This window comes from Collinsella sp. AM44-11 (assembly GCF_003467145.1).
Lineage (GTDB): Bacteria > Actinomycetota > Coriobacteriia > Coriobacteriales > Coriobacteriaceae > Collinsella.
The window spans coordinates 100,290-126,268 of sequence record NZ_QSFE01000005.1; the positions used below are offsets into that span (position 1 = coordinate 100,290).

Annotated in this window: 23 protein-coding genes and 1 riboswitch; of the genes, 16 read left to right on the plus strand and 7 right to left on the minus strand. The window is 58.5% G+C overall.

Going from position 1 to position 25,979, the window contains the following annotated elements; translation table 11 throughout:
• Positions 1 to 17 precede the first annotated feature (17 nt).
• Together DW943_RS04790 and DW943_RS04795 are read right to left on the minus strand one after the other, a co-directional pair.
• Complete coding sequence (locus DW943_RS04790; protein ID WP_117862314.1) at positions 18 to 800, minus strand: TatD family hydrolase; 783 nt, start codon at positions 798 to 800, stop codon at positions 18 to 20.
• A 14-nt stretch (positions 801 to 814) separates the two neighbouring features.
• Entirely contained in the window at positions 815 to 1,612 is a 798-nt protein-coding gene (locus DW943_RS04795; protein ID WP_117862315.1) for a ThiF family adenylyltransferase, read from the minus strand.
• A 299-nt stretch (positions 1,613 to 1,911) separates the two neighbouring features.
• Here DW943_RS04795 and DW943_RS04800 point away from each other — a divergent pair, with 299 nt between their 5' ends.
• The 3 genes from DW943_RS04800 to ettA all read left to right on the plus strand — a co-directional run bounded on the left by DW943_RS04800 (position 1,912) and on the right by ettA (position 4,751).
• Positions 1,912 to 2,190, plus strand: coding sequence for an autorepressor SdpR family transcription factor (locus DW943_RS04800; RefSeq protein ID WP_117635429.1), 279 nt, complete (start codon positions 1,912 to 1,914; stop codon positions 2,188 to 2,190).
• Positions 2,183 to 2,887 carry an SdpI family protein gene (locus tag DW943_RS04805; protein WP_117779269.1) on the plus strand — a complete coding sequence of 235 codons (705 nt, stop codon included), beginning with the start codon at positions 2,183 to 2,185 and terminating at the stop codon, positions 2,885 to 2,887. Before DW943_RS04800 ends, DW943_RS04805 begins: the two co-directional genes overlap by 8 nt.
• A gap of 184 nt (positions 2,888 to 3,071) precedes the next feature.
• Complete coding sequence (ettA, locus tag DW943_RS04810; protein ID WP_055251458.1) at positions 3,072 to 4,751, plus strand: energy-dependent translational throttle protein EttA; 1,680 nt, start codon at positions 3,072 to 3,074, stop codon at positions 4,749 to 4,751.
• Between the two features lie 61 nt (positions 4,752 to 4,812).
• On the opposite strand, the gene DW943_RS04815 is transcribed toward ettA, so the two are convergent.
• Together DW943_RS04815 and DW943_RS04820 are read right to left on the minus strand one after the other, a co-directional pair.
• A complete protein-coding gene (locus DW943_RS04815; protein ID WP_117862317.1) occupies positions 4,813 to 6,120 on the minus strand; it encodes a hypothetical protein in 1,308 nt (435 codons plus the stop codon).
• Between the two features lie 140 nt (positions 6,121 to 6,260).
• The gene (locus tag DW943_RS04820) at positions 6,261 to 7,223 is read right to left on the minus strand and encodes a hypothetical protein (protein WP_117862318.1); all 963 of its coding nucleotides are present in this window, start codon (positions 7,221 to 7,223) and stop codon (positions 6,261 to 6,263) included.
• Positions 7,224 to 7,471: 248 nt separating this feature from the next.
• On the opposite strand from DW943_RS04820, the gene DW943_RS04825 reads away from it, so the two are divergent.
• The 11 genes from DW943_RS04825 to DW943_RS04875 all read left to right on the plus strand — a co-directional run bounded on the left by DW943_RS04825 (position 7,472) and on the right by DW943_RS04875 (position 19,979).
• Positions 7,472 to 8,308 carry a PRD domain-containing protein gene (locus DW943_RS04825; protein WP_117655301.1) on the plus strand — a complete coding sequence of 279 codons (837 nt, stop codon included), beginning with the start codon at positions 7,472 to 7,474 and terminating at the stop codon, positions 8,306 to 8,308.
• 267 nt (positions 8,309 to 8,575) lie between these two features.
• Positions 8,576 to 10,000 (plus strand): PTS transporter subunit EIIC, encoded by a 1,425-nt coding sequence (locus DW943_RS04830; RefSeq protein WP_117635424.1) that lies wholly within the window; start codon positions 8,576 to 8,578, stop codon positions 9,998 to 10,000.
• Between the two features lie 118 nt (positions 10,001 to 10,118).
• Positions 10,119 to 11,330 carry a hypothetical protein gene (locus DW943_RS04835; protein ID WP_117773912.1) on the plus strand — a complete coding sequence of 404 codons (1,212 nt, stop codon included), beginning with the start codon at positions 10,119 to 10,121 and terminating at the stop codon, positions 11,328 to 11,330.
• A gap of 58 nt (positions 11,331 to 11,388) precedes the next feature.
• Positions 11,389 to 12,297 (plus strand): AEC family transporter, encoded by a 909-nt coding sequence (locus tag DW943_RS04840; protein WP_158550973.1) that lies wholly within the window; start codon positions 11,389 to 11,391, stop codon positions 12,295 to 12,297.
• Positions 12,298 to 12,480: 183 nt separating this feature from the next.
• On the plus strand, positions 12,481 to 12,750 hold the full coding sequence (locus tag DW943_RS04845; RefSeq protein ID WP_117635421.1) for a hypothetical protein: 270 nt from the start codon (positions 12,481 to 12,483) through the stop codon (positions 12,748 to 12,750).
• A complete protein-coding gene (locus DW943_RS04850; RefSeq protein WP_117635420.1) occupies positions 12,743 to 13,021 on the plus strand; it encodes a DUF4160 domain-containing protein in 279 nt (92 codons plus the stop codon). The genes DW943_RS04845 and DW943_RS04850 overlap by 8 nt, the downstream gene beginning before the upstream one ends.
• Positions 13,022 to 13,154: 133 nt before the next feature.
• Complete coding sequence (locus tag DW943_RS04855) at positions 13,155 to 15,143, plus strand: NAD(+) synthase (protein WP_117862319.1); 1,989 nt, start codon at positions 13,155 to 13,157, stop codon at positions 15,141 to 15,143.
• Positions 15,144 to 15,260: 117 nt separating this feature from the next.
• Positions 15,261 to 16,424 carry a pyridoxal phosphate-dependent aminotransferase gene (locus DW943_RS04860; RefSeq protein ID WP_117862320.1) on the plus strand — a complete coding sequence of 388 codons (1,164 nt, stop codon included), beginning with the start codon at positions 15,261 to 15,263 and terminating at the stop codon, positions 16,422 to 16,424.
• 201 nt (positions 16,425 to 16,625) lie between these two features.
• On the plus strand, positions 16,626 to 17,576 hold the full coding sequence (locus DW943_RS04865) for an L-lactate dehydrogenase (protein ID WP_006234343.1): 951 nt from the start codon (positions 16,626 to 16,628) through the stop codon (positions 17,574 to 17,576).
• A gap of 126 nt (positions 17,577 to 17,702) precedes the next feature.
• Entirely contained in the window at positions 17,703 to 18,863 is a 1,161-nt protein-coding gene (locus DW943_RS04870) for an Mbeg1-like protein (protein ID WP_117862321.1), read from the plus strand.
• Between the two features lie 111 nt (positions 18,864 to 18,974).
• Entirely contained in the window at positions 18,975 to 19,979 is a 1,005-nt protein-coding gene (locus tag DW943_RS04875; RefSeq protein WP_117862322.1) for a nucleoid-associated protein, read from the plus strand.
• Positions 19,980 to 20,269: 290 nt separating this feature from the next.
• Here the strand turns inward: DW943_RS04875 and dapD are convergent, their stop codons facing one another.
• Genes dapD through dapA form a run of 3 tightly spaced genes read right to left on the minus strand, consistent with a single transcriptional unit; the run spans position 20,270 to position 24,071 of the window.
• Positions 20,270 to 20,989: a 2,3,4,5-tetrahydropyridine-2,6-dicarboxylate N-acetyltransferase gene (dapD, locus tag DW943_RS04880; RefSeq protein ID WP_089573046.1), complete on the minus strand. Its 720-nt coding sequence runs from the start codon at positions 20,987 to 20,989 to the stop codon at positions 20,270 to 20,272.
• 39 nt (positions 20,990 to 21,028) lie between these two features.
• Complete coding sequence (gene dapB, locus DW943_RS04885; protein WP_199408777.1) at positions 21,029 to 21,769, minus strand: 4-hydroxy-tetrahydrodipicolinate reductase; 741 nt, start codon at positions 21,767 to 21,769, stop codon at positions 21,029 to 21,031.
• Complete coding sequence (gene dapA, locus DW943_RS10655; RefSeq protein WP_117862323.1) at positions 21,762 to 24,071, minus strand: 4-hydroxy-tetrahydrodipicolinate synthase; 2,310 nt, start codon at positions 24,069 to 24,071, stop codon at positions 21,762 to 21,764. The genes dapB and dapA overlap by 8 nt, the downstream gene beginning before the upstream one ends.
• 65 nt (positions 24,072 to 24,136) lie before the next feature.
• Positions 24,137 to 24,305: riboswitch (Lysine riboswitch) on the minus strand.
• 146 nt (positions 24,306 to 24,451) lie between these two features.
• On the opposite strand from dapA, the gene DW943_RS04895 reads away from it, so the two are divergent.
• Both DW943_RS04895 and DW943_RS04900 read left to right on the plus strand, forming a co-directional pair.
• The gene (locus DW943_RS04895) at positions 24,452 to 25,639 is read left to right on the plus strand and encodes an N-acetyldiaminopimelate deacetylase (RefSeq protein ID WP_117862324.1); all 1,188 of its coding nucleotides are present in this window, start codon (positions 24,452 to 24,454) and stop codon (positions 25,637 to 25,639) included.
• Between the two features lie 2 nt (positions 25,640 to 25,641).
• On the plus strand, positions 25,642 to 25,965 hold the full coding sequence (locus tag DW943_RS04900) for a hypothetical protein (protein WP_147348624.1): 324 nt from the start codon (positions 25,642 to 25,644) through the stop codon (positions 25,963 to 25,965).
• Positions 25,966 to 25,979 lie beyond the last annotated feature (14 nt).

The following is a 25,979-nucleotide window of genomic DNA, read 5'->3' on the forward strand; positions in this document are numbered from 1 at the left end:
ATTTTTGCCCACAGGGGTTAGCGAAGGTCAAAAACAGAGCGCGCATTTGCTAAAACTGCCGATTCGATGTGCTTTATGTCACATTTTTTGAGCGAGGCGATGCGTTCTGAGGTCCTTGTGAGCGATCTGATGAGCGATTGCGCGCTTGTTTCTGTGTTTGGCTCGGCCGGCGCATCGGTCTCGAGCAGTAGACGGTCGAGTGGAATCTGTCGTGTGTATTCGCGTCCTCGTTTAGATGCGAGCATGCGTTCGTTGACGGAAAAATAGCAGCCCGCATTACGCGCGCGGACGAGTTCGTCCGAAGTGCCGCTAAACCAGTGGAAGATGATAACGGGGGAGTCGGAGTTTGGGATGAGTAGTCCATGCGATTCGAGGACGTCCAGTACGGTTCCCGCCGAACGAACGGCGTGAATTGATATCACACGCCCGGCAAGAGGGCTCTGCACGAGCGCATCGCAGAGCCGGTCAAGTGCCTGTATTTGAAGCGGTTCGCTTCCGGCAAAACGCGCGGAAAAGTCGAGTCCCACCTCGCCGATGTAGCGCTCTTGGGCGGCAACTTCGCAAAGCAGATTGACTTCGGCAGGACCGCAGCGGCCGTCGGCGAGCCACCAGGGATGGAGGCCGATGCCGGCAAAGATATTTGACCGGCCGCAGGCGCGCTTCTTGGCGCGTGCAAAGTCGTGCGGATCGACGCCGCAGTCAAATAGGACCAGGCCCAGCGCCGTTGCCTCATCGGCAACGGCGTCCGGGCGAGCCATTAAATCAAGATGGCAATGCGCATCAAATAATTGCGGTGTCATCGCGGTGCGTCTCGTTAATTTAGGCGCTGGCCATCGGCGCGCACGCGTTCGTACCCGCGCCCGCTGATCTGGCGGATAACCTCGCCAGCGATCATCTGGCCCATGATGGGCGGCATAAAGCTCGCAGTTCCCAGCTCGGTGCGCTCGTGGATGTTGGAAGGGTCGCGGGGCTGTGTCTTAACCGATTCCTCGCAGCTAAACAGTACATGTAGGCTCTTGATTCCGCGCTTCTTACATTCTTTGCGCATAATGCGGCTCATGGGGTCACGTACCGTATCGAAGATGTCGGCAAAGCGGAGGCACTCGGGATGGAGCTTGTTGGCCCCGCCCATGGAACTAACCAAACGAATGCCGTGGTCCTGAGCATATTTGGCAATGGTGAGCTTGGCCGAGATGGTGTCGATGGCGTCGACGACGTAGTCGAGCTTGCCGCCCGTCTGCTCCAAAACGCTCGCGAAGAAATCATCGATGTTGTCGCTCAGCAGGTATTCGGTACGTTTGATAACGGTGGCGGCAGGATTGATATCGTGGATCATGGCTTCCATCACGTCAACCTTTCGCTTGCCGACGGTGCTATGAAAGGCGATGGCCTGGCGATTGATATTGCTGGGCGCGATGATGTCCTTGTCCAGAATGACGAAATGACCGATGCCGCCGCGGGCGAGTGCCTCGCAGCAGTTGGAGCCCACGCCTCCGCAGCCGAGCACCAACACCGTAGCATCGGCGAGCTTATCGAGTGCCTCGCGGCCCATGATGATCTCGAGCTTGGTGTCGCGTGTCTCGATGGCGGCTGCGGCAGTGGTTTCGGTCATAAATATCCTCCGATGGGGAAGCAGGTCGTGTTTTAGCTATCGCCATTATAGGTATTATTACGATTCCATTTGAACCCTTGGGGTTTGTTGAAATGGGATCGGGATTCGCATAAGATAAAGCAGATGGCACCCGTTGCAGCGGGTTGGCCAACTCCCAAACACGTTTGTAGCGTGAGAAGTGGCCGTCTTCGCATTACGCGGAGGCGGCTATTTTTTTGAGTACAAGATTAGACAGTTAGACAAACATCTAAATATCGAGTATAGTGTGCGCGTCATGAGAGATGATGAGAGGAGGTCTTATGCCGGGAGAGGGTTTTAAGGCGCTTGCCGATCCAACGCGACGGCGCATTTTGGAGTTGCTGCGCGAGGGCAATTGCACGGCGGGGGAGCTTGCCAAGCATTTCGATATCAGTAAGCCGTCGCTGAGCCATCACTTGGCGACGCTTAAAAACGCCGGGTTGGTGACCGACGAGCGCCATGGCCAAAACATCGTATACAGCTTAAACACCACCGTCATGCAGGATTTAATTGGCTGGTTTATGGGTTTTACAAACAATGAAGGTGATAAGGATGAATAACGAAAACAAGGGCATTCACCCCACAGGGGTATCGTCGCGCGTGTGGATTGCGCTGGTCGCTCTGTGCGTCGCCAATGTCGTAGCGCACCTCATGGTGATGCCGAGCTTGCCTGCGCAGATTCCCACGCACTGGGGCGCGAACGGCGCTGTCGACGGTTGGGGTCCTAGCTGGATGGCCTCCGCGCTCGGCGTGCTGCCTCTGGCGCTTCTCGCAATGTTCTGCGTGGTGCCGCGCATCGATCCCAAAGGTGAGGCATATCGAACCTCGGGTAAGTTCTATCAGGGCTTCGTAATTGCCTTCACCTTGTTCATGTGCGCCATAAGCTGGCTGGGAGAGCTTACGGTCTGGGGCGTGGTGCCGGCGGTCGGTTCGGTCAACGTGCTGATTTCCGGTGCTGTCGGTTTGCTGTTCATCGGCGTAGGCAACTACTTGCCGCGTGTGAAGCAGAACTATACGCTCGGTATCAAGACGCCCTGGGCGCTTGCCGATCCCGAGAACTGGCGCCGTACGCAGCGCTTTGGCGGTGCCTGCTTTATGGTGCTGGGTGTTGGCCTGATTGTGATGGGCGTGGCGGGCAGCGTGCTTTCGAGTGAAGTCGTCGCCGCGGTGATTGCGGCTCTGGCGTTTGGTTCGGCCGGAGCTGCCTACGCCTATTCGTATCTGCTGTGGCGTAAATCGCAGCGAGCCGTTCGCTAAGGTTGCGGAAAACTAGCGTACGCAGTTCATAGTATGTTCCGGGGGACTTTTCCCAGGTAGTATTAGGGGGTGTGGGCAACCATGCCCCTTTTTCGTTAAGTTTCAGAGCTGGTTTTCTCATTTCGTTTCCACTAAAGCGAATCAAGAATAGGGAAACAGCAGGTAGAAAGGATAGGACAGACATATGGCGGAGTTTATCTACCAGATGTATCAGGCTCGCAAGGCCCATGGCGACAAGGTAATCCTTGACGACGTGACCCTGAGCTTCTACCCCGGTGCCAAGATCGGCGTTGTGGGTCCCAACGGCATGGGCAAGTCGACCCTGCTCAAGATCATGGCCGGTATCGAGGAAGTCTCCAACGGCGATGCCAGGCTTACCCCCGGCTACACCGTGGGCATCCTGCAGCAGGAGCCGCCGCTCGATGACGACAAGACCGTTATCGAGAACGTGCGCATGGCGTTTGGCGATATGATTGCCAAGGTCGATCGCTTCAACAAGATCGGCGAGGAGATGTGCGACCCGGATTGCGATATGGACGCCCTCATGGCCGAGATGGGCAAGCTCCAGGACGAGATCGACGCCGCCGACGGCTGGGATATCGATTCCAAGCTCGGTCAGGCCATGGACGCCCTGCAGCTGCCCGATTCCGACATGCCGGTCAACGTGCTTTCCGGCGGCGAGCGCCGTCGCGTGGCCCTGTGCAAGCTGCTACTCGAGGCTCCCGACCTGCTGCTGCTCGACGAGCCCACGAACCACCTGGACGCTGAGTCGATCCTGTGGCTCGAGCACTTCCTGCATAACTACCAGGGCGCGGTGCTTGCCGTCACACACGATCGCTACTTCCTGGATAACGTTGCCGAGTGGATCTGCGAGGTCGACCGCGGTCACCTTTATCCCTACAAGGGCAATTACTCCACGTATCTGGAGACCAAGGCCGCGCGTATCGAGGCCCAGGGCAACCGTGACGCCAAGCTCGCCAAGCGCATGGAGGCCGAGCTCGAGTGGGTACGCAGCTCGCCCAAGGCTCGCCAGGCCAAGAACAAGGCCCGTCTGGCTCGCTACGAGGAGATGGAGGCCGAGGCCCGCGCAAGCCAGAAGCTCGACTGGACCGACATCCGCATCCCTGTGGGCCCGCGTCTGGGCAACAAGGTGCTCGAGGCCCATCACCTGCACAAGGAGTTCGATGGCCGCGTGCTCATCGATGACCTTTCGTTCACCCTGCCGCGCAACGGCATTGTGGGCGTTATCGGCCCCAACGGTGTCGGTAAGACCACGCTGTTCAAGACGATTGTGGGCCTGGAGCCGCTGACTTCGGGCGAGCTCGAGGTGGGCGAGACCGTCAAGATTTCTTACGTCGACCAGAACCGTTCCGGCATCGACCCCGACAAGAACCTGTGGGAGGTCGTCTCGGATGGCCTGGACCACATGATGGTCGGCGAGACCGAGGTTCCGAGCCGCGCTTATGTGGCGAGCTTTGGCTTTAAGGGCCAGGACCAGCAGAAGCGCGCTGGCGTACTCTCCGGTGGCGAGCGCAACCGTCTGAACTTGGCGCTTACGCTCAAGCAGGGCGGCAACCTGCTGCTCCTCGACGAGCCCACGAACGATCTTGACGTCGAGACGCTGTCCTCGCTCGAGGCGGCGCTGCTCGAGTTCCCGGGCTGCTCGGTGGTCATTAGCCACGACCGCATGTTCCTGGACCGCGTCGCCACGCACATCCTGGCGTGGGAGGGCACCGACGAGAACCCGGGCAACTGGTATTGGTTCGAGGGCAACTTCGAGGCCTATCAGGCCAACCGCATCGAGCGCCTGGGCGAGGACGCAGCCCAGCCGCATCGTATTCACCGCAAGCTGACGCGCGACTAGTCGAGCTCAGGTGACCTAATGAGAGAGGGACGATAACCTTGAGGGTTATCGTCCCTTTTTGTTACTTGGTAGAAGGTTCGACTTTATCGATGGTCCAGGGGGCTCCGAGACTGCCGGTGGTATTGCGGCGAATGCGCACGGTAACCTCACGGCGCTCGCCGGCCTGCGTGTAGCGCAGGGGGAAGCTTGCGCGGTTGCGTGCGACGTCGATGGTGCCGAGCTCGCGAGCGATCCAGTAGTACTCGCCGACGATGCCGAGCGTGTCGGCGCCGTAGGGGAGATAGGTCGACAGCTGGTGTAGCAACGGGCCGGGGCAGAAGACTTCGGTTGCGAAATCGACGGGGAAGTCCTCGGGGATGGCGGGCGCTGCAGGTGCGGGGGTTGGGGCCTCTGCGAGTACCGAAGCCGGTGCCGGTGCGGGAATTTGGTCGCAAGCAGAGGCGGGCACGGATTCGATGACGGGTGCGGGCTCCAGCGTCGTCTTCGGCTTGATTGTGGAATCCGCGGGCTTCATGGTGACGGGCGCGTCTGCAGCTTCAGTTTCAACCTCAACCTGCGTTGCGTTCCCGTTCTCGACGCTCGACTTTGCCTCGATGGGCGTGGATGCCATGGTGGTGATGCCGGCATTGGCGTTCTCGGGGTCATAGACGACCGTGAGCGAGATGGCGGGCTGCGGTGCCTCGGGCTCCGATGCCGCCTCGGTAGCGTCCTGTTCTGCGAGTTCTTCGGGCTGATCGTCCTCGGCCTCGTTGCCAAAGACATCGCTGTTTTGGAACGCAGGCGTCTCGGGTTGGTCAGCGGCTTCTTCGGTTGTCGACTTGGGCGCTTCGTTGAGCTCCGCAGTTACTTCCTGCTCGGATATGACTTCGGGATCGGTCGTGACGGCGATTTCTGGTTCGGCTTCTGCTGTTACCTCAATAGCGACTTCGATCTCTGTCTCGGGCTCGGGTTCCGGAGCGACTTCGGCCACGGGCTCGGGCTCGGCGCGCTTAACGTGCTTGGGGCGCACAGCCTTCAGGTCCTTCTCACCGCGCTTTTTCTTTTTGTAGGACTGCTTGGCTCCCTTGGCTGCCTTGGGCTTGTCCTCGCCCTTGGCGAGAGCGGCATCCCAAGCCTCGTTGGCGATGACGGTGGCATACAGACGCCCGCCCTTAAAGACGGTCAGCTTAATGCAGTCGTCAAGCTCTTCGAGCAACTCGCGCGTGGACTCAAAGCCCAGGTCGTAGGCCGTCATATCGCCCGCGACGAGTGCCTCCTCGACCTGCGTCATAAACGTTTGCTTGCCGCATCCAATCGCATCGCGTAGCAGGCGATACAGATAGATGTGGTTGCCCAGCGAAAGCGTGGGCCTAACTATTGTCTTGCTCATGGCAAATCTCCTCTTTACACATGTAAAGCATCTTACCATCGCATAGCGTTCGCCATGGCGGCGCCCAAGGCAAACGGGCGCGAACCGCTGTCGATTCGCGCCCGTTATACAGGCCGGTTATCTATGAGAGGAAAATGTGCTTAGTTGCCCGATGCCGTGCCTTGGCTCGAGTTGTCGGATGCCGTGCCGGACGCGGTTCCGCTCGAGCTGTTCGAGCTGTTGGTGTTGCTGCTGTCTGCTGTGCCCGTTCCCGAAGTGGTGTCGCTCGTCTGACCGCCCGTGCTCGGCTGCGAACCGTCAGTCGTTTGGCTTGAGTCGGTCGTGCCGGACGGCGTGCCACTGTTGGCCGTAGAGGAATCGGTACCCTGCGATTGGTTTTGGGTGTTCGCGGACGAATCGGCAGAGGTAGAACTGTCTTGCGTGTCGTCCGTCTGTGCCTGCTGATCCTGCGACTGGGTGGTGCCATTTGCATCGCTCTCGGTCGTGCGCGACGAAAGGATTGGCTCGGGGCGCTCGCCCAGACCCTCACCGGCGGTGGTAATAAGGATGGCGCCGGTACAGGCGATGACCGCGACGATGGCGATGGCGATCGAGAAGACGATGACCTTCTTTTGCGTCTGGCTGCGCTCTGCCGCCGCCTTGGCGCGCAGACTGTTAGGGGCGACGCGCGCCGTGGTCGCGCGTCCCGCAACCTGGCGCATTTCCTGCGTGGTCGCGGCGCCACCTAGGTGCTCCTCGACATCGGGTTCAACGGGCTCGTAGGCGCCGGCAGGGTAGTCGATAGCGGCATGCGTGCCCTTGATTGCTTCGGCGCTGGCAGAGATAAAGTGGCGGTAGACCTGCGAGGACACAACGGTGATGACCGAGCTCACGGCGGCGCCAATTACTGAACCAGCGATACCAATCTTGGAGGCAAGCGCGACGCTCGTGGCGGCAGCTGCGGCGCCGGCGATGATCTGGGGAATGGAAATGTCGTCAAACAGGCCCTTTTTGGGTGCGATGGCCATGGTCTGTCCGATGGAATGGTTCTCGTGCACGCCGTTGTTGAGCGATGCCGGCGTCATGACGCGCGTGCGCGGCGCGTCGGTATATTCAGTCGTCATACGGGGTCCTCCCGGTTCGTTTAGTGCTGCGACAGGTTGTTCAGCCCTCAGGGTACCCAGTCGGTGTGAACCGGAGATGGATTCGCCCGCAACACCATCAACTCACCAAAGCGCGAAACTTCTTCTCAGGCTGATCGAATGAAGACGGGGCGAATCGTTCGGATGTCGAAAGGAAGGTTGACCGGATTTGAAATCCCGTGGAATAATCGGGCCTGCGGCGCTGTTGCTTGCGCCGGGTAGGGAGCGTCATGAAAATCCTTAAGCGGATCAACAACAATACGGTTATCTGCGTAAACGCCAAGGGCCGTGAACTCGTGGCAATTGGCCGCGGTATCGGGTTTCCCAATGGCCCCGATGAGGTCACACTCGATAAGATCGAGCGAACCTTCTACGGTGTCGACTCGCGCTACCTAGCGCTGCTCGACGAGATCGATCCTCAGGTGATGGAGTTCTCCGCCCAGATTGCCGATATCGCTCGCTCCAACATCTCGCGCGAGCTCTCGGCAAACCTTCCCTTTACCATGGCTGACCATATCGCCTTTGCCATCAAACGCTGCCGCGAGCATATGTTTGTGCAGATGCCGCTCTCCTATGATGTGCAGCAGATGTACCCCATTGAGTACAAGATCGCCAAGTTCGCGATCGAGGGCATCAATCGCGGCTTCAACGTCAAGATGCCGCGGGGGGAGGCGAGCGGTATCGCGCTCTGTATCGTCAACAGCGTGGTCGCCTCGTCTTCAAAGGCCAAATCCAATACGGTGCGTAAGGACGAGGTGATGCTCGAGAGCTTCACCAAGATTATCGAATCCGAGCTGGGGGTTTGCGTGGACCGCGACGGCTTTGACTTTTGCCGTTATGCCACGCACGTGCGCTACCTGTTAGAACGCGTGCAGACAGGAGAGCCCCTCAACACGGAGAACGGCGCGCTTTACGGACCGCTCTGCGAGCAGCATCCCGACGTGGCCGTGTGCGTCGACCGCATGGCCGCGCTTATCGAAGAGCGCTTTGACGCCGGGCTCGCCGATGAAGAGAAGGTCTACCTGATGCTCCACGTCAATCGCGTCTGCGCGGGATCTAGGTCCTAATCGACCGCTCGCCGCTGAAGTTTGACCGTTGGCCGGTTTCGACTTTCGTAAAAGCAACTGTTGGATGTAGTTTCATAGTCACATAAGGTGTTATTCGAGAAGAGCCTCGAAGCATGACGTAGACAGTTCCCTGTCCGCTTTGTGCTTTGGGGCTCTTCTGTTTTTGTCTTCTTCTTGCTTTTCTCGATTTGCCTCGTGTCAGGCCTGCCGTAATCGGTTCTTCGCGTGTGCGCAAACGGGAAGACAGAAAAGCAAGGGAGTTCAGCTATGACTGACAATAAGAAAATCGCCGCGGACGTGCTCGAGGCCGTCGGTGGCAAGGAGAACGTGACGTTTGTTGCGCACTGTATGACGCGCCTGCGTTTTAACCTCAAAGATATCGATGCCCCCGATATCAAAGAAGTGAAGAAGATTGGCGGTGTGTTGGGTGCTCAAATCTCCGGAGGGCAGTTCCAGGTAATCGTGGGCCAAAACGTGCCCAAGGTTTATGACGAGCTCTGCAAGATCGGCGGCTTTGCCAAGCAGGACGCCATCGACGAGAACCTTGATGCTCCTAAGCAGAAGCTCACACCTAAGGTTATTGGCAATAACATCCTCAACTACCTGTCAAGCTCCATGGTGCCTATGATCCCCGTCCTAATGTGTGCTGGCCTGTTCAAGACCGTAGCGGTGGTGCTGGGACCTACGATGGCGGGCGTGCTGTCCGACACAAGCGACCTTTATGTTCTGATGAACATGGTTTATGACGCAGCGTTCTATTTTATCCCCATCTACCTTGGCTATAATGCGGCTAAGAACATTGGCGTAACGCCTGTCCTCGGTGCCTTTATGGGCGGCATTCTTATCGACCCGACCATGATTCAGCTTGCGACCGATGGAGCTCAGTTCTCCGTTTATGGCATTCCCTGCGTCGCCGCAAACTACACAAAGACGGTCCTTCCCATTCTTCTGTCCGTGTGGGCGATGAGTTATATCGAGCGCTTCTTCCGCAAATATGTGCCAGATACCCTTTCAACGGTTTTCGCGCCTTTCCTTACCATGGTCGTCGCTGTTCCTGTGTCTCTCTGCGCTCTCGCCCCTGTTGGTTCATGGGCCGGTAATGCCCTCGCCGCCGGTTTTGAGTTCCTTGGTACTTCCGGTGGTATCGCCGCCATCCTCGGAGGAGGTATTCTGGCGGGTCTTTGGTGCCCAATGATTATTACCGGCATGCATGTGGCGGTTGCGATGATTGCCATCGCTAACTATATGACTGTGGGAACCGACAGCTTTGTTTTGGTTGCGACGGGCGTTAGCCTTTGGGCGACCTTCGGCTGCGAGGTGGCGACCTGGCTCAAGCTGTGCGATAAAGACGAGAAGAGCATGGCATTCGGCTATTTGGTCGCAAACATTGTCGGAGGCGTCGGCGAGCCTTTCATCTACGGCATGATGCTGCGCTATCGCCGCGTGTTTGTCTGGAAGATTATCGGATCCTTTGTTGCCGGTGCGCTTGCAATCGCTCTCGGAGCCACGGTTTATACTGCCGGCGCGGCATCTAACTTCTTGGAGTTCCTCGCGTTTGCGGGCGGCGGGACCCAGAATCTCATCAACTTTGGAATCGCTGCTGGTGCAGGCTTCCTTGTGAGCGCCTTGGGCACGTATTTCCTGGGCTTTACGGCGGATGAGCTCGAGAATGGTCCCGTTTCCGAGCGTTAAGTTTTCTACGGCCTGCGTGTGGCAGGACGCATTGGAAGGGCGTCCATGACGCCCTTCTCTTTTTGTATTTCTATTTCCGATGTTTGGGCGGCGTGTGCCGCGAAGAGTTGGAGTTGGAATGAACATAGAGTTTGGAATCTCGAAGATTGACGTAACACCCCAGTCTCCTTGCCGCATGGGCGGCTACAACAGAAAAGGTGCCTGGACGGATGTTCTTGATCCTATTGAGGTCAACGCTAGCGCTGTCTGTGTTGATCTTGTCCCGTTTATTCTTATCGAGCTCGATTCAATAATGGTGTCGAAAGATTTTTCCCTTTCGGTCAAGAACGCCGTATCGTCAAAAACGGGCATCGATTCGAGCAATATCGTCGTCGCATGCATTCATACCCATTCTGCACCATGCTATTTTAAGCTTGCCTACGAGGACACGTTACCTGAAACCGAATTGACGAGTGATTTGATTGGCTTGGCTACCGAGGCGGCGGTATCTGCATGGGCGTCCAGGTCGAAGGCGACCGTATCGATGGAGATGTTAGGCATCGAGGGACTGTACGGGAATCGAAATGTTCAGGGCGGTCCGGCCGATAAACAGGTAAGTATTTTCTCGTTTGAGGACGCTCAAGGTGGTCGCCCAATTGGAAAAATGCTGTTCATGTCCGCTCATCCTACCATCCTTAATGGGAAAAGCGCCGTCCTCTCTGCTGATTTGATTGGGCATGTCAGGCAGCGTTTGGAGAGGAAATATGGCTGTCCTGTACTTTGCGTCAACGGAACGTGCGGGGATGTGTCGACGCGTTTCTATCGACAAGGGGAGGGAGTTGCCGAACTCGAGCGTACGGCTAACGAACTTTGCGCTCAAATTGAATCCAAGCGTGAGCGCGCGGCACTCAGAGTTGATACTCCGCGTTGGGGCTCTATCAGCATGAAGAGTGTCTACGATGCAAAAACAGATCCGGATTGGATCGAGATGACCAATCGGATAGAGGCTATGGATGCGAGCCCGATGCGAGACTTTCTCCTTAAGCGGCAACAGCTTAAGCTCTCGATGGGGAAAATCGAGCTTGAGCTTCCGAGCCAGTTTGCGGTAATTGGTAACTGCATTTTTATCACGATGCCATGCGATACGTGTAGCACATTAGGCTTGGATTTTAAGAGGGCGTTTAGCCAATACAACGTCTTTGTTATCGGCTATGCGAACACGTACTGCAACTACCTTGTGCCTCAGGAAGACTACGGCAAGTATTTTGAAACCTACAACTCGCGAACGCCGCGCGGGGTTGCCGATGCGTTCGTTGCGCGAATCATTCAGGCGGTCGGTGCCGCGCTATAGCAGGCGCTATAGACCATCGTGGTAGATGAACCGGTCAGGATTATACGGAGCATGTATTGTGTCAATCATTGAACCTCTCATCCAACAAGTCCTTATCATGTTTTTGCTCATGGGAATGGGCTACGCTCTAAACCGCTTGGGCATATTGAGCGAGCAGGCTGCAATAGAATTCGGAAAGTTGCTCATCAACCTTGTGATTCCCGCAATCATTCTCAAATCATTTTGGATCGAGTATTCGTTTCAGAGGATGTATGAGTTGGGAATGACCTTAATGCTGTCGGCGGCGATGTTGTTGCTCGCTTGCGTTGTTGCCCGCCTGTTGTTCAGGGGCCGTCCCATCGACATTTTTGCTGCGGCATTCTCGAATGCTGGATTTGTGGGAATACCCCTTGTTGAAGCGGCGCTTGGAAAAGATGCCGTGTTTTTCATCACGTGCATGATCGCTCTTCTCAATGCCATGCAATGGACATACGGGCAGTATCTGCTGTCGGGGTCTAAAAAATGTATGAGTCCTAAAGCGATTCTGACAAGTCCAATGGTCATGGCTTTATTGGGCGGTTTCTTGATTTTTATCCTTCGTGTCCCAACGGTCCCTCTGGCACAGTCAGTGCTTTCGTATATCTCGGGGCTCAACACTCCGCTAGCAATGATGACTCTCGGTATCTATCTTGCTCAGTCTGATTTGATGGCGCTCCTGAGGGCGAAAAGCTTGTTTGCCGTCTCATCGGTCAGGCTGCTTGTCATTCCGATTCTTTCGCTCCTGTTCCTATGTCTCTTTCCATGTGATAGGTCAATTAAGATGGCGCTGCTGATTGCGGCTGCGACCCCCACCGGCGCGAATGTAGCTATCTTTGCCCAGCAGCATAATAAGGACTATCGATATGCATGTGGAACAGTCTGTGTTACCACCCTTCTGTCTATGTTCACTATGCCAGCGATAGTGTCCTTGTCTCAGCTAGTGTTCTAGGCGCTATGCCACGCACCTGCGGATGAACGCTTCGTGGCGGTCGATTATGGCCGGGGCCCAACAATCCGGACCGCCGTCGATCGTGCTGGCAACAGATGCCATCAACTCATCAAGGGGGCTTGCTATCATTGGTGCACTAGCTTGATGCTAAACTGAATTAATGATTGCGAGGTGGTTTACGTGATGTACCCGTATATGACATTCGAAGATGGTACCGAGGTCATTCATTCTGACCTGATCACAGATGGCGATATCGAAAAGGTCATCGTGCATTTTGAACGACCGACGGCAGAGGGTTTCGACTCCGCTCGTTGCGAGCTGCCTTCTTACAATTGGACCATGTGGGAGGGGCGTTTTACCGACGAGGAGAAGCGAGGTTTTGAGACTTTTCTGAGCAATAACGCCCATCTGCTGTATCGCTACGCCGCAAACGGAGGAGCTAAAGTTGCCTAGCCTTTTTCTTATTGGCGGCTATCGGGTCTTCTTTTGGTCCAATGAAGCGGGCGAGCCAATCCATGTCCATGTTTGCAAGGGGGCGCCTTCAGATAACTCGGCCAAAATCTGGCTGACTCGAAGAGGTGGCTGCATTGTCGCTAATAACAAAGCGAAGATCCCCCGGAGCACGCTTGATGACCTCTGTGAAATCATCGCCGCTCAGCATGAATTGATTTGCTCTAAATGGAAGGCATTTTTCCTTGTGGACGAGATCTCGTTCTACTGCTAAACGTCATCCCGGCTTCTCTTTTCCAATTTTAATCATGAGCTTGTCCCATCTGTGCTGATTGAACTTGACAGTACAATGGAGGCGGACTATATCGCCGCCGCTCGTTGCGGCTAACGGATGTGCTGGAGCTCGCATGAACGATTTTCTAAACGGTCAAGTTGAGAACGACGGTTTTTTGCGCGTGGCAGCGGCCTCGCCCAAGATTCGCGTGGCCGATGTTGAGGGCAATGCCGAGGTTGCGCTGGCGGCTGTTCGCGAGGCTACCGAGCGCGGCGTTCGTGCGCTCGTGCTGCCCGAGCTTAACCTGACTGGTTATACCGCGGCTGATCTGTTCCATAACCGCACGCTGCTGCACGCCTGCGAGGCGGCGCTGGTGCGCATCCTCGATGAAACGCGCGAGTTGCCGATCGTCTTTACTGTTGGCTTGCCCGTTGCGGTGACCGAAAACATCTACAATTGCGCGGCCGTGTGCTGCGCGGGCGAGCTTTTGGGCCTTACGGCCAAAAAGTATCTGCCCAACTATGGCGAGTTCTATGAGCGCCGTTGGTTTGCTCCGGCACCTACCGATCCCGTTTGGCTTGAATTTGCCGGTCAGGGTCCGGTCCCGCTGGGTTCGGGGCTTGTCTACCGCTGCTGCGATGAGGACGCCGAGGACCTGGTGCTGGGCGTTGAAGTCTGTGAGGACCTGTGGGTGCCGGCACCCCCTTCGACCGAGATGGCGCTTGCCGGTGCGACGGTGATTCTCAACCCGTCGGCCTCGGATGAGATTATCGGTAAGGCAGACTACCGCCGCAGCCTTATCTCCAATCAGAGTGCGCGCCTGTACTGCGCCTATGCCTATGCGGACGCGAGTGAGGGCGAGTCCACGACCGATATGGTCTTTGCGGGTGAGAACCTCGTCTACGAAAACGGCTCCAAGCTCGCCGCGACCAAGCTGCTTACCTGCGACATGGCCATCGCCGATGTCGACCTCGACCGCCTGGTTGCCGAGCGCCGTCGCTCGACGACGTGGACGCGCGCGGACGATGCGCCGGAGGCCACGACCGTTGAATTCTCTTTTGAGGGCGTGCTGGCCAAAGAGCCTGTTCTGCGCGATGCCTGCGATATCGACCGCGTTTTCCCTCGCGCGCCTTTTGTGCCGGCCGACCACGGTGATCTGGCCGAGCGTTGCGAGACTATTCTCAATCTGCAGACTGCGGGCCTCAAGACCCGCCTTGCCCATACGGGTACCAAGGCGGCTGTCATCGGTCTTTCGGGCGGCCTGGACTCCACGTTGGCACTGCTTGTGACCGTGCGCGCCTTTGATGCGCTGGGGCTGCCGCGCACCGGTATCACGGCCGTGTCCATGCCCGGCTTTGGCACGACGCATCGTACCAAGTCGAATGCCGAGTCACTTGCCCGCGACCTGGGCGTGAACTTCCGCGAGGTTTCGATTCACGCGGCCGTGGAGCAGCACTTCAAGGACATTGAGCACGATCCGGCCGTGCAGGACGTGACCTACGAGAACAGCCAGGCCCGCGAGCGCACGCAGATTCTGATGGATCTGGCCAACCAGGCTGGCGGTTTTGTCATCGGTACGGGCGATCTGTCGGAGCTGGCGCTCGGCTGGGCTACCTATAACGGCGACCACATGAGCATGTACGCCGTCAACGCGAGCGTGCCCAAGACGCTTGTGCGCCATCTGGTGCGCTATGCGGCTGATGTCTTTGGCGGGCGTATTGCCGAGGTCTTGCTCGATATCCTCGATACGCCGGTATCTCCCGAGCTTCTGCCGCCCACGGGCGACGGCGAGATTGCGCAGAAGACTGAGGATTTGGTGGGCCCGTACGAGCTCCACGACTACTTCCTCTACTACCTGCTGCGTTTTGGCTTTGAGCCCGGCAAGATCTACCGCATGGCGCTCAAGAGCTTCGAGGGCGCCTACGACGCCAAGACCGTCCACACGTGGCTGCGTACGTTCTATCGTCGCTTCTTTGCCCAGCAGTTTAAGCGCAGCTGCCTGCCCGATGGTCCCAAGGTGGGCTCGGTGACGCTCAGCCCGCGCGGCGATTGGCGTATGCCGAGTGACGCCAGCTCGCATCTGTGGCTTGCGCAGATCGACGCGCTCAATCCAATTGACTAAGGTTGGCTAAATTGAACCAATACGGGGTTTGCAAGCGTTACACTTTTGCAATCTGATGGCCCGTATCGCGCGGCGCTCTTGTCGGAGCGCCGCTTTTTTATATCGGAAGGTGGCACCATGCAGGCATCGCAGCGTCTCGACCGCTTTGGCGCGGAGGTCTTCGCCTCGCTCAACAACAAGCTGCTCGCGCTGAAGGCTCAGGGCAAGACCATTTACAACATGAGCGTGGGCACGCCCGACTTTAAGCCGTACGGCCACGTGGTCGAGGCGCTCACACAAGCGGCCCAGGATCCCGAGATGTGGAAGTACGCCTTGCGCGACCTGCCCGAACTCAAGCAGGCCGTATGCGATTACTATGAGCGTCGCTTTGGCGTTTCGGGCATTACACCGTCCATGGTGCAGTCGTGCAACGGCACGCAGGAGGGCGTTGGCCATTTGGGCCTGGCTCTGCTCGATCCGGGTGACACCATTCTGGTTCCCGATCCGTGCTACCCGGTCTTTGAGGCGGGTGCCAAGATCGCCGATGCCAAGCTCGAGTACTATCCGCTGGTTGCCGAGCATAATTACCTGCCCTATGTGGCAGACATCGATCCCGAGGTGGCCGATCGCGCCAAGTATATGATCGTATCGCTGCCCGCCAACCCGGTCGGCTCGGTGGGCACGCCCGAGGTCTACGAAGAGATCATCGCTTTCGCCCGTGAGCACGACCTGCTCATCGTCCATGACAACGCGTACTCCGACATCGTGTTTGACGGCGAGCCCGGCGGTAGCTTCTTGCAGTATCCCGGTGCGCTTGAGGTGGGCGTGGAGTTCTTCTCGCTTTCCAAGTCGTTTAACGTCACTGGTGCCCGCATCGGCTTTTTGGTCGGCCGCGAGGATGTGGTCTCTGCCTTTGCCAAACTGCGCGGCCAGATCGACTTTGGCATGTTCTTCCCGATCCAGAAGGCTGCTATCGCCTGCCTGAACGGTCCGCGCGATGAGGTCGAGGCGCAGCGCCTGAAGTACCAGGAGCGCCGTGATGCCCTGTGCGACGGTCTTGAGAACTTGGGTTGGGAGCGTCCCAACGCGCATGGCTCTATGTTTGTGTGGGCCAAGCTTCCCGGTGGTCGCACCGATTCCATGGCGTTTTGCGAGGAGCTCATGGAGAAGGCCGGCGTTGTGGTGACGCCGGGCGCGAGCTTTGGTCCTTCGGGCGAGGGACACGTGCGCATGGCGCTGGTCCTGCCGCCCGATCAGATTGCTTTGGCTGTCGAGGCCATTCGCGAGGCGGGCCTGTATTAGAAAGCTATTTCGCCTCGTCAATAGCTCGAAACCGATTTCGTGCAGTTATTTTACGAATCCTGCAAACAATTTCGGTAAACGGTCGATTTTTGGCTGCGAATAGGAGCATAATCAAAGTCCCGATTGGATGTATTGGGATTACGGCAAGCCGCTCGGGTCGTTCCCGGGCGGCTTGCTTGTGGAGAGAGATGGGAGTTTCTAATGGTTAACGAGAAGAAGGTCGCTATTGTCGGCTGCGGTTTCGTCGGTTCGTCTTCGGCGTTCGCGCTGATGCAGAGCGGTCTGTTCTCCGAGATGGTCCTCATCGACGTGGACAAGAACCGCGCCGAGGGTGAGGCTCTGGATATCGCGCACGGCATGACGTTTGCCGAGCCGATGAAGATCTACGCCGGCGATTATTCCGATGTCGCCGACGCCGCCATGATCGTCGTCACCGCTGGCGCTGCCCAGAAGCCCGGTGAGACCCGCTTGGACCTGGTCAACAAGAACGTCAACATCTTTAAGTCCATTATCCCCGAGATTAAGAAGTCTGGCTTCGACGGCATTCTGCTCATCGTCTCCAACCCGGTCGATGTTCTGACCTATGCCGCCATCAAGATGTCCGGCCTGCCCGAGGGCCATGTCATCGGCTCCGGTACCGTGCTCGACACCGGTCGTCTGCAGCAGATGCTTGGTGCCCACGTTGAGGTCGACCCGCGCGATGTCCAGGCCTATGTCATGGGCGAGCACGGCGACTCCGAGTTCGTCGCTTGGTCCAGCGCCCAGGTTGCCGGCGTTCCGCTGAACACCTTCTGCGAGCTTCACGGTCATCTGGAGCATGAGGCTGCCGAGAAGCGCATCGCCGAGGACGTCAAGAACTCCGCCTACACCATCATCGAGAAGAAGCACGCCACCTACTACGGCGTCGCCATGGCCGTCAAGCGCATCTGCACTGCCGTCATGCGTGACGAGCAGACCGTTCTGCCCGTTTCCTCGCTCATGGTGGGCGAGTACGGCCTGTCCGATCTTGCCATCTCCATGCCGACCGTCGTTGGCCGCGACGGCGTTGTCTGCCGCGTCCCCGTGCCGCTGAACGATGACGAGCAGCATGAGCTCACCGCCTCCGCCAAGGCCCTCAAGGACATCATCGACAGCGTCGACTTCTCCTGCTAAATCAAGCTCGTTAGAGCGAAAAGCTACAATGAAGGCGTCCGGGCCACACGGTCCGGGCGCCTTTTTGGTGCAAGGGGGTCAGGTAACTTTGCACCATCCCAATGCACCATAGTTGATGGGAGGGCCATGTCGGATTCGCCTAATTTTTTGACCTATGCCCAGACAGCGTTTGATCCGTTTGAGGAGCGGCCGTTCTGCGCGGTGGATAGCTTGGTCTTTGCGTGGTTGTCCTATTTGCGTTTGCCGGGTGATATGGCGGAGCTGACGAACTGGCAGGGCCTAGACGTACGCGAGCTGCTGCGTGCCGAGTGCTACCGGGACATGATTGGCGACTTGTGGGACCCAGAGGGGAGCAGGGCCTTGTTGGAGGCCGTGGCAGCAAGCCCTCGCTACCGTGGCGTGCACGTATGCGGCTATCGTGCCGTGAGCGATGTGGTGGCGACAGAGCAGTTTGCAGCCATGGCGTTCCGGTTTCCGGCGGGGTTTAGTTATCTTTCCTTCCGGGGGACCGACAGCACGATTGTGGGCTGGAAAGAGGACTTTAACATGGCGTTCCGGTGTCCTGTGCCGGCCCAGGAATCTGCAGCGCGCTATGTGGACGAGGCAGCGGATGCGATTGACGGGCCGCTTTTGTGCGGAGGTCATTCCAAGGGTGGAAACCTTGCGGTGTACGGTGCGGCGATGTGCTCCGATGTCGCCCGTGAGCGAATCGAACGGGCGTATTCCCATGATGGTCCGGGCTTCGTCGAGGAGTTTCTGAACGGCACCGCCTTTGCCGATCTTTCCGGTCGAATCGATAAGACGCTACCTCGGTCGTCGATCTTTGGCATGATGTTCGAGACGCAGGAGGACTATGCCATCGTTGAGAGCACCGAGTTCAGCCTGCTGCAGCACAATCCCTTTAGCTGGGTGGTTGATGGTCGCGACTTCGTGTACTGTGAGCGCCTGTCCGCCGGTGCTCGATACGTTGATGGCTCCATTCGCGAGATGCTACTTGCAGTGTCGCCTAGCGAGCGCGAGCGTTTTGTAGATGCGTTGTTCTCCGTGTTTGAGGCTACGGGTGCTGAGCGGTTTGCGGATATCGCTGGGAATCTGCGCGAGAGCCTGCCCGTGATGCTCCAGGCTGCGCAGGGCTTTGACAAGGATACGCGACGCTTTGTCTCGCAGACTATCGTTGCGATTCTTAAGTGTGCGCTGCTGCCCAAGCGTCCAGAGTTCAGCGTGCCTTCTAGTGGTAAGAGCCTGGCAGAACAGCTCGAGGCTTGGCAGTCCGAGCTCCTGCGCTAACCATTGGTGCAAAGCAGCCTGTCCCCGATGCACTAATCTTCGATGCGCCTGGGGTAGGCTCGACCGCTATACTGATTCGTGCCGAAATCGAACTAGAACGGAATGCCGTATATGAAAATCAACCATGCAATCCTGCATATCCTGGACTTTGACTCTGCCGTCAACGTTATGAGCCAGCGCGAGCTCGATATCGAGAGCCGTACCGTGCGCAACTTCGTGACCACGCACCTGCGGCGCGCTCGTACCTCGGCTGATAACAAGCGTGCCACGTTTGCCGAGAACTCTGCGTTTGGCGGCGAGCTCAAGGGCTATTTCTTTGGCGAGCGCGAGTTCGTGGACCTGTCGCAGCAGATTGCGGAGTTCATCTCTTCCGAGCTCACCAAGGCCGAGAAAGCCGAGTCCACCGACGTGCTCGTGGCTGATTTTGACGACGATGAGGATGCCCGCTGGTTTGCCGTCATGCTCCTGGGTTCCAAGCGGGCCTTTATGCACGAGGTCGGTCGCGAAGAGGGGGAGGTGCGCAACGACATCGCGCGCCACTACGCCATCCTGCCGAACCCCTCGCAGAAGGTGCCGAGCTACGCCATCGTGCGCGCGAGCACCATGGAGATCGGCTACGTGGACAAGAAGCGCAAGATTGCCGGCGAGGACCGCATGCTCATTCCCGATGGTCTGCTGCAGTGCGACACGGGCGTATCGGGCAAGGAGGTCATCGATACCGTCACGCGCGTGGTCGAGGAAGTTGCCGAGGAGCACGGTGCCAATACGGCCGTAGCGCTCGCCAAGGTTAAGGCTGCTGTGGCCGAGAAGGTTGAGGACGACGAGGAGCTGCCGCCTTGGGATATCGTCGATGAGGTCTTTGAGGACGAGCCGGTCATCAAGGAAAGCGTGCGCGCGGCACTGACCGAGGAGAAGGTACCTGAGCGCGTTCCCGTGGAGCGCAAGCAGGTCGAGCGCGCGGCCGTTCGCAATCACAAGATTCGTACCGATACGGGCATCGAGATCAGCTTTCCGGCCGAGATGGGTTCGAACTCCGAGTATATCGAATTCGTCAATGAGCCCAACGGCCTCATCTCCATCGAGCTCAAAAACATCGGCAGCATCGAGAATCGATAAGTTGCGTTACGCCTACAGCGGGAAAGCAAAGGCCGAAGCCCTTTGGGTCTTCGGCCTTTTTGCTTGGAGCTCAATTGAGTTGCAGACTGAGCATAAGTCAGCGAAAGCGCCCCTAAGCGAGCAAGGTGACGTGAAAGAGGAGGGAAGCGTATTTGGTACGCGACCGACGATTGAACGTCAGATTGCCGCTTAGGGGCGCTTGTAGCGTCGACCGTTCCGTCGTTCGTTAGAACGACGGAACCAAAGGTGCAGCGTCGAGCCGTTACGCGGTTTGGTAAAACCGCGTAACCCTACAGCTGGCGCAGACCTTCCTCGAGACCGGTCTTGCTGTCGGTCTTCTCGTCGCGCATCTTGATAACGCGGGCGGGGACGCCGGCCACGACGGCACCGGCGGGGACATCCTCGACGCACACGGCGCCGGCGGCAACGACAGCGCCCTTGCCTACGTGCACGCCCTCCAAGACCACGGCGTTGGCGCCGATCATGACATCGTCCTCGATGATGACGGGCGTGGCGCTGGCGGGCTCCACAACGCCTGCCAGCACGGTGCCGGCGCCGATGTGGCAGTTCTTACCCACGGTGGCGCGGCCGCCCAGCACGGCGCCCATGTCGATCATGGAACCTTCGCCAATGACGGAGCCGATGTTGATGATGGCGCCCATCATGATGACGGCGCGGTCGCCGATCTCGACGCGGTCGCGGATGATTGCGCCCGGCTCGATGCGGGCATTGATGCCCTTAAGGTCGAGCATGGGCACGGCAGAGTTGCGGCAGTCGTTCTCCACATCGTAGTAGTCGATGGAGTCGGCATTGGCATCGAGGATGGCCTTGAGCTCTTCCCAGTCGCCAAAGACGGTCTTGCCACGACGGCCGCCGTAGACGTGCGCATTGCCCCACTGGACCTTCATGCCGGGCTTCTCGCGCACATACAGCTTGACGGGCGTCTTTTTGGGCGCGGTGGCGATGTAATTGATAATCTCCTGGGCATCCATCTCGGCTGCGTTACTCATATGCTGTTTCTCCTTTGCGTGGGTACGGTAGGTAACTGGTTAGGCGAACATGACCTGGTCGAAGGTGTAGAAGCCGGGGTCGCGGACGACGAGCTTTTGAGCGGCGGCCAGAGCGCCGTTGACAAAAATCTGGCGGCTTGTGGCGCGATGGCTAAGCGTGACTTCCTCGTCCTGGCCAAAGAAGCTTACCTCGTGCACGCCGGCGACGGTGCCGCCGCGCAGCGAGTGCATACCGATCTCCTTGGGGTCACGCGCGCCGCACATGCCCTCGCGACCGTAGACAGGATGATAGCCAGCCTCAGGCTCGGCCTCGACCACGGCGTCGAGCAGCAGCTTTGCAGTGCCGCTGGGGGCGTCGACCTTTTGGTTATGGTGCGTCTCGACGATTTCGCAGTCAAAGCCGGGCAGCTCGCGTGTGGCCTGTGCTACCAGATGACGCAGAGCTGCGATACCGATGGAGTAATTTCCGGAGTGCATGACGCGGGCGTTTTGACCCAGCTCGCGCAGGCGATCCATCTGCTCGGGTGTGTAGCCCGTGGTGCCCGAGACCAATGCGGCGCCTGTACGCTCGACATAGGCGACGACGGCGTCGAAGGTCACGACGTTCGAGAAGTCGATGATTACATCGGCCGTCGGTGCGCTCTCGAGCTCGGACAAGTCGAAGCCGATCTGGGCGACGATGTCAAAAACGGGCTCTCCAGCGGCGTTGACAATGCCCTCGGCAGTGGTGCGGATGAGCGAGCCCATGCGACCCGTTCCCATAATGACGGTCTTAATCAAGCAGACCAGCTCCCTTCAGAGCATCGGTAAGTGCGGCACGCGTATCGTCGGCCATGGGGCACAGCGGCATGCGGTAGTTTGCCTCGATCATACCCATCTGGGCGAGCGCTTCTTTAACGGGGATGGGGTTGACCTCGCTAAAGAGGGCGTTGATGAGCGGCTGGCCGGCAATCTGGATATCGCGGGCGCGCGCTACGTCGCCGTCCAGATAAGCGCGGCACATGTCGTGCACGAGCTGCGGCTGTACGTCGGCCCACACGCTGATGGTACCCGAAGCGCCTAGGCTCATGAGCGGCACGGTGAGTGCATCCTCGCCCGAGTACATGCGGAAGTCATCGGACAGCAGGTGGGCGATCTTGGCCGCGTAAGCGACGTTGCCCGAGGCTTCCTTAATACCCATGATGTTGGGGTGCGCGGCCAAGCGCTCTACGTTGTGCTCGCTGATACCGCAGCCGCAGCGGCCGGGGATGTTGTACAGAATGCACGGGATGTCCACGGCGTCGGCCACGGTCTTAAAGTGCTGGTAGATGCCCTCTTCGTTAGACTTGTTGTAGTAGGGGGTAATGAGCAGCAGGCCATCGGCACCCAGGCCCTGGTAGGTGAGCGACTTGGTGAGCATGGTCTGCGTGGAGTTGGAGCCCGAGCCGGCGATGACGGGGACGCGGCCTGCAACCTGCTTGACCACGGCGGCGACGACGGAGTTGTCCTCGTCATCGGTCATCGTGGCGCTCTCGCCGGTGGTGCCCAGGGTGAGGATGGCGTCGGTGCCATTTTGCAGGTGGAAATCGATAAGGCGCTCGAGTGCGTCAAAGTCGACGCTGCCGTCCTTTTTAAACGGCGTAACAAGGGCGACGATCGAGCCCTCGAGGTTGCGGATATCCATGTTCTTCTCCTTCGCTTCCGCGATCTGGATGCGTTTGTTCCATTGGACGGCGACGGCCAGGCGCTCGTCCTGAGCGCGACGACGAGCGCTTTCGGCGCGCGACTTGGCCAGCAGCTCTCGGCCGCTCGGCAACACGTCGAGCGTGGCAAAATAATCGCCCGGGCGCTCGGCGCGGCGGATAAGGTCGGCCGAGCCGTCGGGGCGCAGCAGCACCTCGGCGGAGCGCAGACGGCCGTTGTAGTTGTAACCCATGGAGTAACCATGCGCGCCGGTATCGTGGATCACGAGCACATCACCCATGTCGACCCGCGGTAGCTCGCGGTCGATGGCGAACTTGTCGTTGTTCTCGCACAGATTGCCCGTAATGTCGTACGTGTTTGTGACAGGCGCCGCGGTCTTGTCGGAGCCACCCGGCTGGCCCATCACCGTAATGTGGTGGTAGGCGCCATACATGGCAGGGCGGATCAGATCGACGGCGCTTGCGTCGACACCGATATAGTCCTTGTAGATTTGCTTCTCGTGGATGGCCTTGGTGACCAGGCAGCCGTAGGGGCCCATCATAAAGCGGCCCATCTCGGTGCAGATTGCCACATCGCCCATGCCGGCGGGAACCAGAATCTCGTCGTAGGCCGCATGCACTCCTTCGCCGATGGCATGGATATCGTTGGCCTGCTGCTCGGGCAGGTAGGGGATGCCGACGCCGCCGGACAGATTGATAAAGGCGACGTGTGCGCCGGTCTCGCGCTCCAGGCGCACGGCAAGCTCAAAGAGGATGCGCGCGAGCTTGGGGTAGTAGTCGTTGGTGACGGTGTTGCTGGCAAGGAATGCGTGGATGCCAAAGTTTTCGGCGCCCTTGGCCTTGAGCGTGCGAAAGGCCTCGAAGAGCTGCTCGGTGGTCATGCCGTATTTGGAGTCGCCGGGGTTATCCATGATGCCGTTGGAGAGCTGGAACAGGCCGCCCGGATTAAAGCGGCAGCTGACCGTCTTGGGGATGGGGCCTGCGACGCGCTCAAAGAACTCGATGTGGCTGATGTCGTCAAAGTTGACGATGGCGCCCAACTTCTCGGCGAGCTCAAAGTCCGCTGCCGGCGTGTCGTTGGACGAGAACATGATGTCGTGTCCCGTGATGCCCAGCGAGCGGGCGATCATGAGCTCGGTATAGCTCGAGCAATCGCAGCCGCAGCCGTATTCGTTGAGAATGGAGATGAGCGCCGGGTTGGGGTTGGCCTTGACGGCAAAGTATTCCTTAAAGCCCGGGTTCCATGCAAAGGCGTCGCGCACTTCTTGCATGTTGCGGCGGATGCCCGCCTCGTCGTATAGATGAAACGGCGTGGGGAACTGCTCGACGATATGCTCGAGCGTTACCTTGTCCACAAACGGCTGTTTGGCCGCATATGCCTCGTTGGGGGTCAATGCCATGTCCCGTAAACCTCGCTATCCAGACGGCGCCATCTGCGCATCGAATCCGCATAGCGTGGACCCAATGTCCGGATAGCGCTCCCGCATTGCTGCAGACAGTCCTGCGGGTGTTTCCCGCAGGCCCACCAGGTTGTTCGTGCCCGAAAAACCCAGTTCGGCGGGTTTCGCCTCCCCGCGGGGTCAAAGCCTGCCGGCTCGCCCGCGGCTCTTCGTGCCCGCGCCTCTATCAAGTGGTAACGACCCTACCACGTTGCACTTTACCAAACAAGAGTATTCGTATATAACGTTTAAAAAATACAGGGATATGCTGGAAATAAGGGTGCGGCAATCTTGCGGCACAATAAGATGACAACTGGCGCGCACCTATGAAAGGAACCTTTATGACCGAGCTCCAAGAACTCCGTCGTTATCGTCGCGACCTGCACCGCATTCCGGAGCTCGACTTCGATCTTCCGCAGACGATCGCCTATATCGAGGGCGTGTTGGCACCGCTCACCTGCGAGGTGACCCATCCGTGCCCCGGCTGCGTCTGCGCTTTCTTCGACGCTGGCGTTGGCGCCGCGCATGCCACGGCGATTCGCGCCGATATGGATGCGCTGCCCATTGCCGAGGCAACGGGGGCAGCGTTCGCTTCGACCCATCCCGGCAAGATGCATGCTTGCGGGCACGATGGACACATGGCCATGGCGCTTTCGGCGGCAACCTTTGTCGACCGTACGATCCGTGAGCAGCCGGGCGCCATTAAGCGCAATGTGCTCTTTGTGTTTCAGCCGGCCGAGGAGACGACTGGTGGTGCCAAGACGGTGTGCGAGAGCGGCGTGTTCGAGCGCTACGGGGTGGATCGCATCTTCGGCTTCCACGTGTGGCCCGATCTGCCCGCCGGCACGTTGGCGAGCTGCTCCGGTCCGTTGCTGGCGCGTTCGAGTGAGACACACATTCATATCCATGGCACGAGCATCCATATCGCTAAGACCTATGGCGTTCCGGTCGAGGAGTCGCACGATGCGGCGCTGGCGGCTGCCAAGTTCTTGGTTTCCGAGCGCGAGCTCATGGACGAGTTGGGTGTCGACGAGCCCTGCATTGGTAAGTTCGGCCTGCTGCAGGCCGGCACCGTCTGCAATGCGGTGGCGGGGGAGGCCCATGTTGCCGGCAGCCTACGTGTGTTTACGGATGACATGTTCGACCGCGCGCGCGAGGGCGTGCGCCGCGTGCTGGACGATGCCTGCGTCGCAACGGGCTGCACATATGACCTCGATTTTGCCGAGGGCTATCCGCCGGTCGATAACGACCCCGAGCTGTTCGCCCACATTGCGCCTGTCTTGTCCGAGCTGCAACTCGTGGATGAGCCTTTGCTGATTGCCGAGGACTTCGCTTTCTATCAGCGCCATCTGCCAGGCGTGTTCTTCCTCCTGGGTACGGGCGTGCCGGAGGGACAAGATAATCCGATCGATTCTGATGGCTGCCCCGCCTATGCCACGAGCGCCCTTCACACTGATACCATGCTCTTTGACGAGGAAATCCTACTCAAGGGCCTCGATGTCTACAAACGATTGCTTGGCTTGGAGTGACGATGGAGCGACGCCGACAGTCTGCCGTGTATAGTCCTGGTGGGTGTGGGTGCGGCTTGCTGCTGCTCCCGGTTATTGCTGTGAGCATTGGCGTGATGCTTGCGCTTGCTGGGCTGGCTGCGGCGGCACTCGTACTGTTTATCACTGCCATCGGCGTGACGATTTGGCTCTGCCGCAATCGCGAACGACGCCGTGCCGACGGTAAAACCAATGTCGGCTGGGTCATCTTTCTAATCATTGCGTACCTGCTGAGTGTCAGCTACCTTGTTTTCTTTGTCCTGTTGATGATCAGTGCCTTTACCGGGGAATCCGTCACGGTGGGTTGATCACCACTGGCAGA

Excerpts from the sequence above, each read along its gene's own strand:
- DW943_RS04900 (WP_147348624.1), top strand. The coding sequence starts at position 25,642 with ATGGAGCGACGCCGACAGTCTGCCGTGTATAGTCCTGGTGGGTGTGGG.
- dapD (WP_089573046.1), bottom strand. The coding sequence starts at position 20,989 with ATGAGTAACGCAGCCGAGATGGATGCCCAGGAGATTATCAATTACATC.
- DW943_RS04895 (WP_117862324.1), top strand. The coding sequence starts at position 24,452 with ATGACCGAGCTCCAAGAACTCCGTCGTTATCGTCGCGACCTGCACCGC.
- DW943_RS04875 (WP_117862322.1), top strand. The coding sequence starts at position 18,975 with ATGAAAATCAACCATGCAATCCTGCATATCCTGGACTTTGACTCTGCC.
- DW943_RS04835 (WP_117773912.1), top strand. The coding sequence starts at position 10,119 with ATGAACATAGAGTTTGGAATCTCGAAGATTGACGTAACACCCCAGTCT.
- DW943_RS04795 (WP_117862315.1), bottom strand. The coding sequence starts at position 1,612 with ATGACCGAAACCACTGCCGCAGCCGCCATCGAGACACGCGACACCAAG.
- DW943_RS04820 (WP_117862318.1), bottom strand. The coding sequence starts at position 7,223 with ATGACGACTGAATATACCGACGCGCCGCGCACGCGCGTCATGACGCCG.
- ettA (WP_055251458.1), top strand. The coding sequence starts at position 3,072 with ATGGCGGAGTTTATCTACCAGATGTATCAGGCTCGCAAGGCCCATGGC.
- DW943_RS04830 (WP_117635424.1), top strand. The coding sequence starts at position 8,576 with ATGACTGACAATAAGAAAATCGCCGCGGACGTGCTCGAGGCCGTCGGT.
- DW943_RS04860 (WP_117862320.1), top strand. The coding sequence starts at position 15,261 with ATGCAGGCATCGCAGCGTCTCGACCGCTTTGGCGCGGAGGTCTTCGCC.
- DW943_RS04800 (WP_117635429.1), top strand. The coding sequence starts at position 1,912 with ATGCCGGGAGAGGGTTTTAAGGCGCTTGCCGATCCAACGCGACGGCGC.
- DW943_RS04870 (WP_117862321.1), top strand. The coding sequence starts at position 17,703 with ATGTCGGATTCGCCTAATTTTTTGACCTATGCCCAGACAGCGTTTGAT.
- dapA (WP_117862323.1), bottom strand. The coding sequence starts at position 24,071 with ATGGCATTGACCCCCAACGAGGCATATGCGGCCAAACAGCCGTTTGTG.
- DW943_RS04845 (WP_117635421.1), top strand. The coding sequence starts at position 12,481 with ATGTACCCGTATATGACATTCGAAGATGGTACCGAGGTCATTCATTCT.
- DW943_RS04815 (WP_117862317.1), bottom strand. The coding sequence starts at position 6,120 with ATGAGCAAGACAATAGTTAGGCCCACGCTTTCGCTGGGCAACCACATC.
- DW943_RS04805 (WP_117779269.1), top strand. The coding sequence starts at position 2,183 with ATGAATAACGAAAACAAGGGCATTCACCCCACAGGGGTATCGTCGCGC.
- DW943_RS04790 (WP_117862314.1), bottom strand. The coding sequence starts at position 800 with ATGACACCGCAATTATTTGATGCGCATTGCCATCTTGATTTAATGGCT.
- DW943_RS04825 (WP_117655301.1), top strand. The coding sequence starts at position 7,472 with ATGAAAATCCTTAAGCGGATCAACAACAATACGGTTATCTGCGTAAAC.
- DW943_RS04855 (WP_117862319.1), top strand. The coding sequence starts at position 13,155 with ATGAACGATTTTCTAAACGGTCAAGTTGAGAACGACGGTTTTTTGCGC.
- DW943_RS04865 (WP_006234343.1), top strand. The coding sequence starts at position 16,626 with ATGGTTAACGAGAAGAAGGTCGCTATTGTCGGCTGCGGTTTCGTCGGT.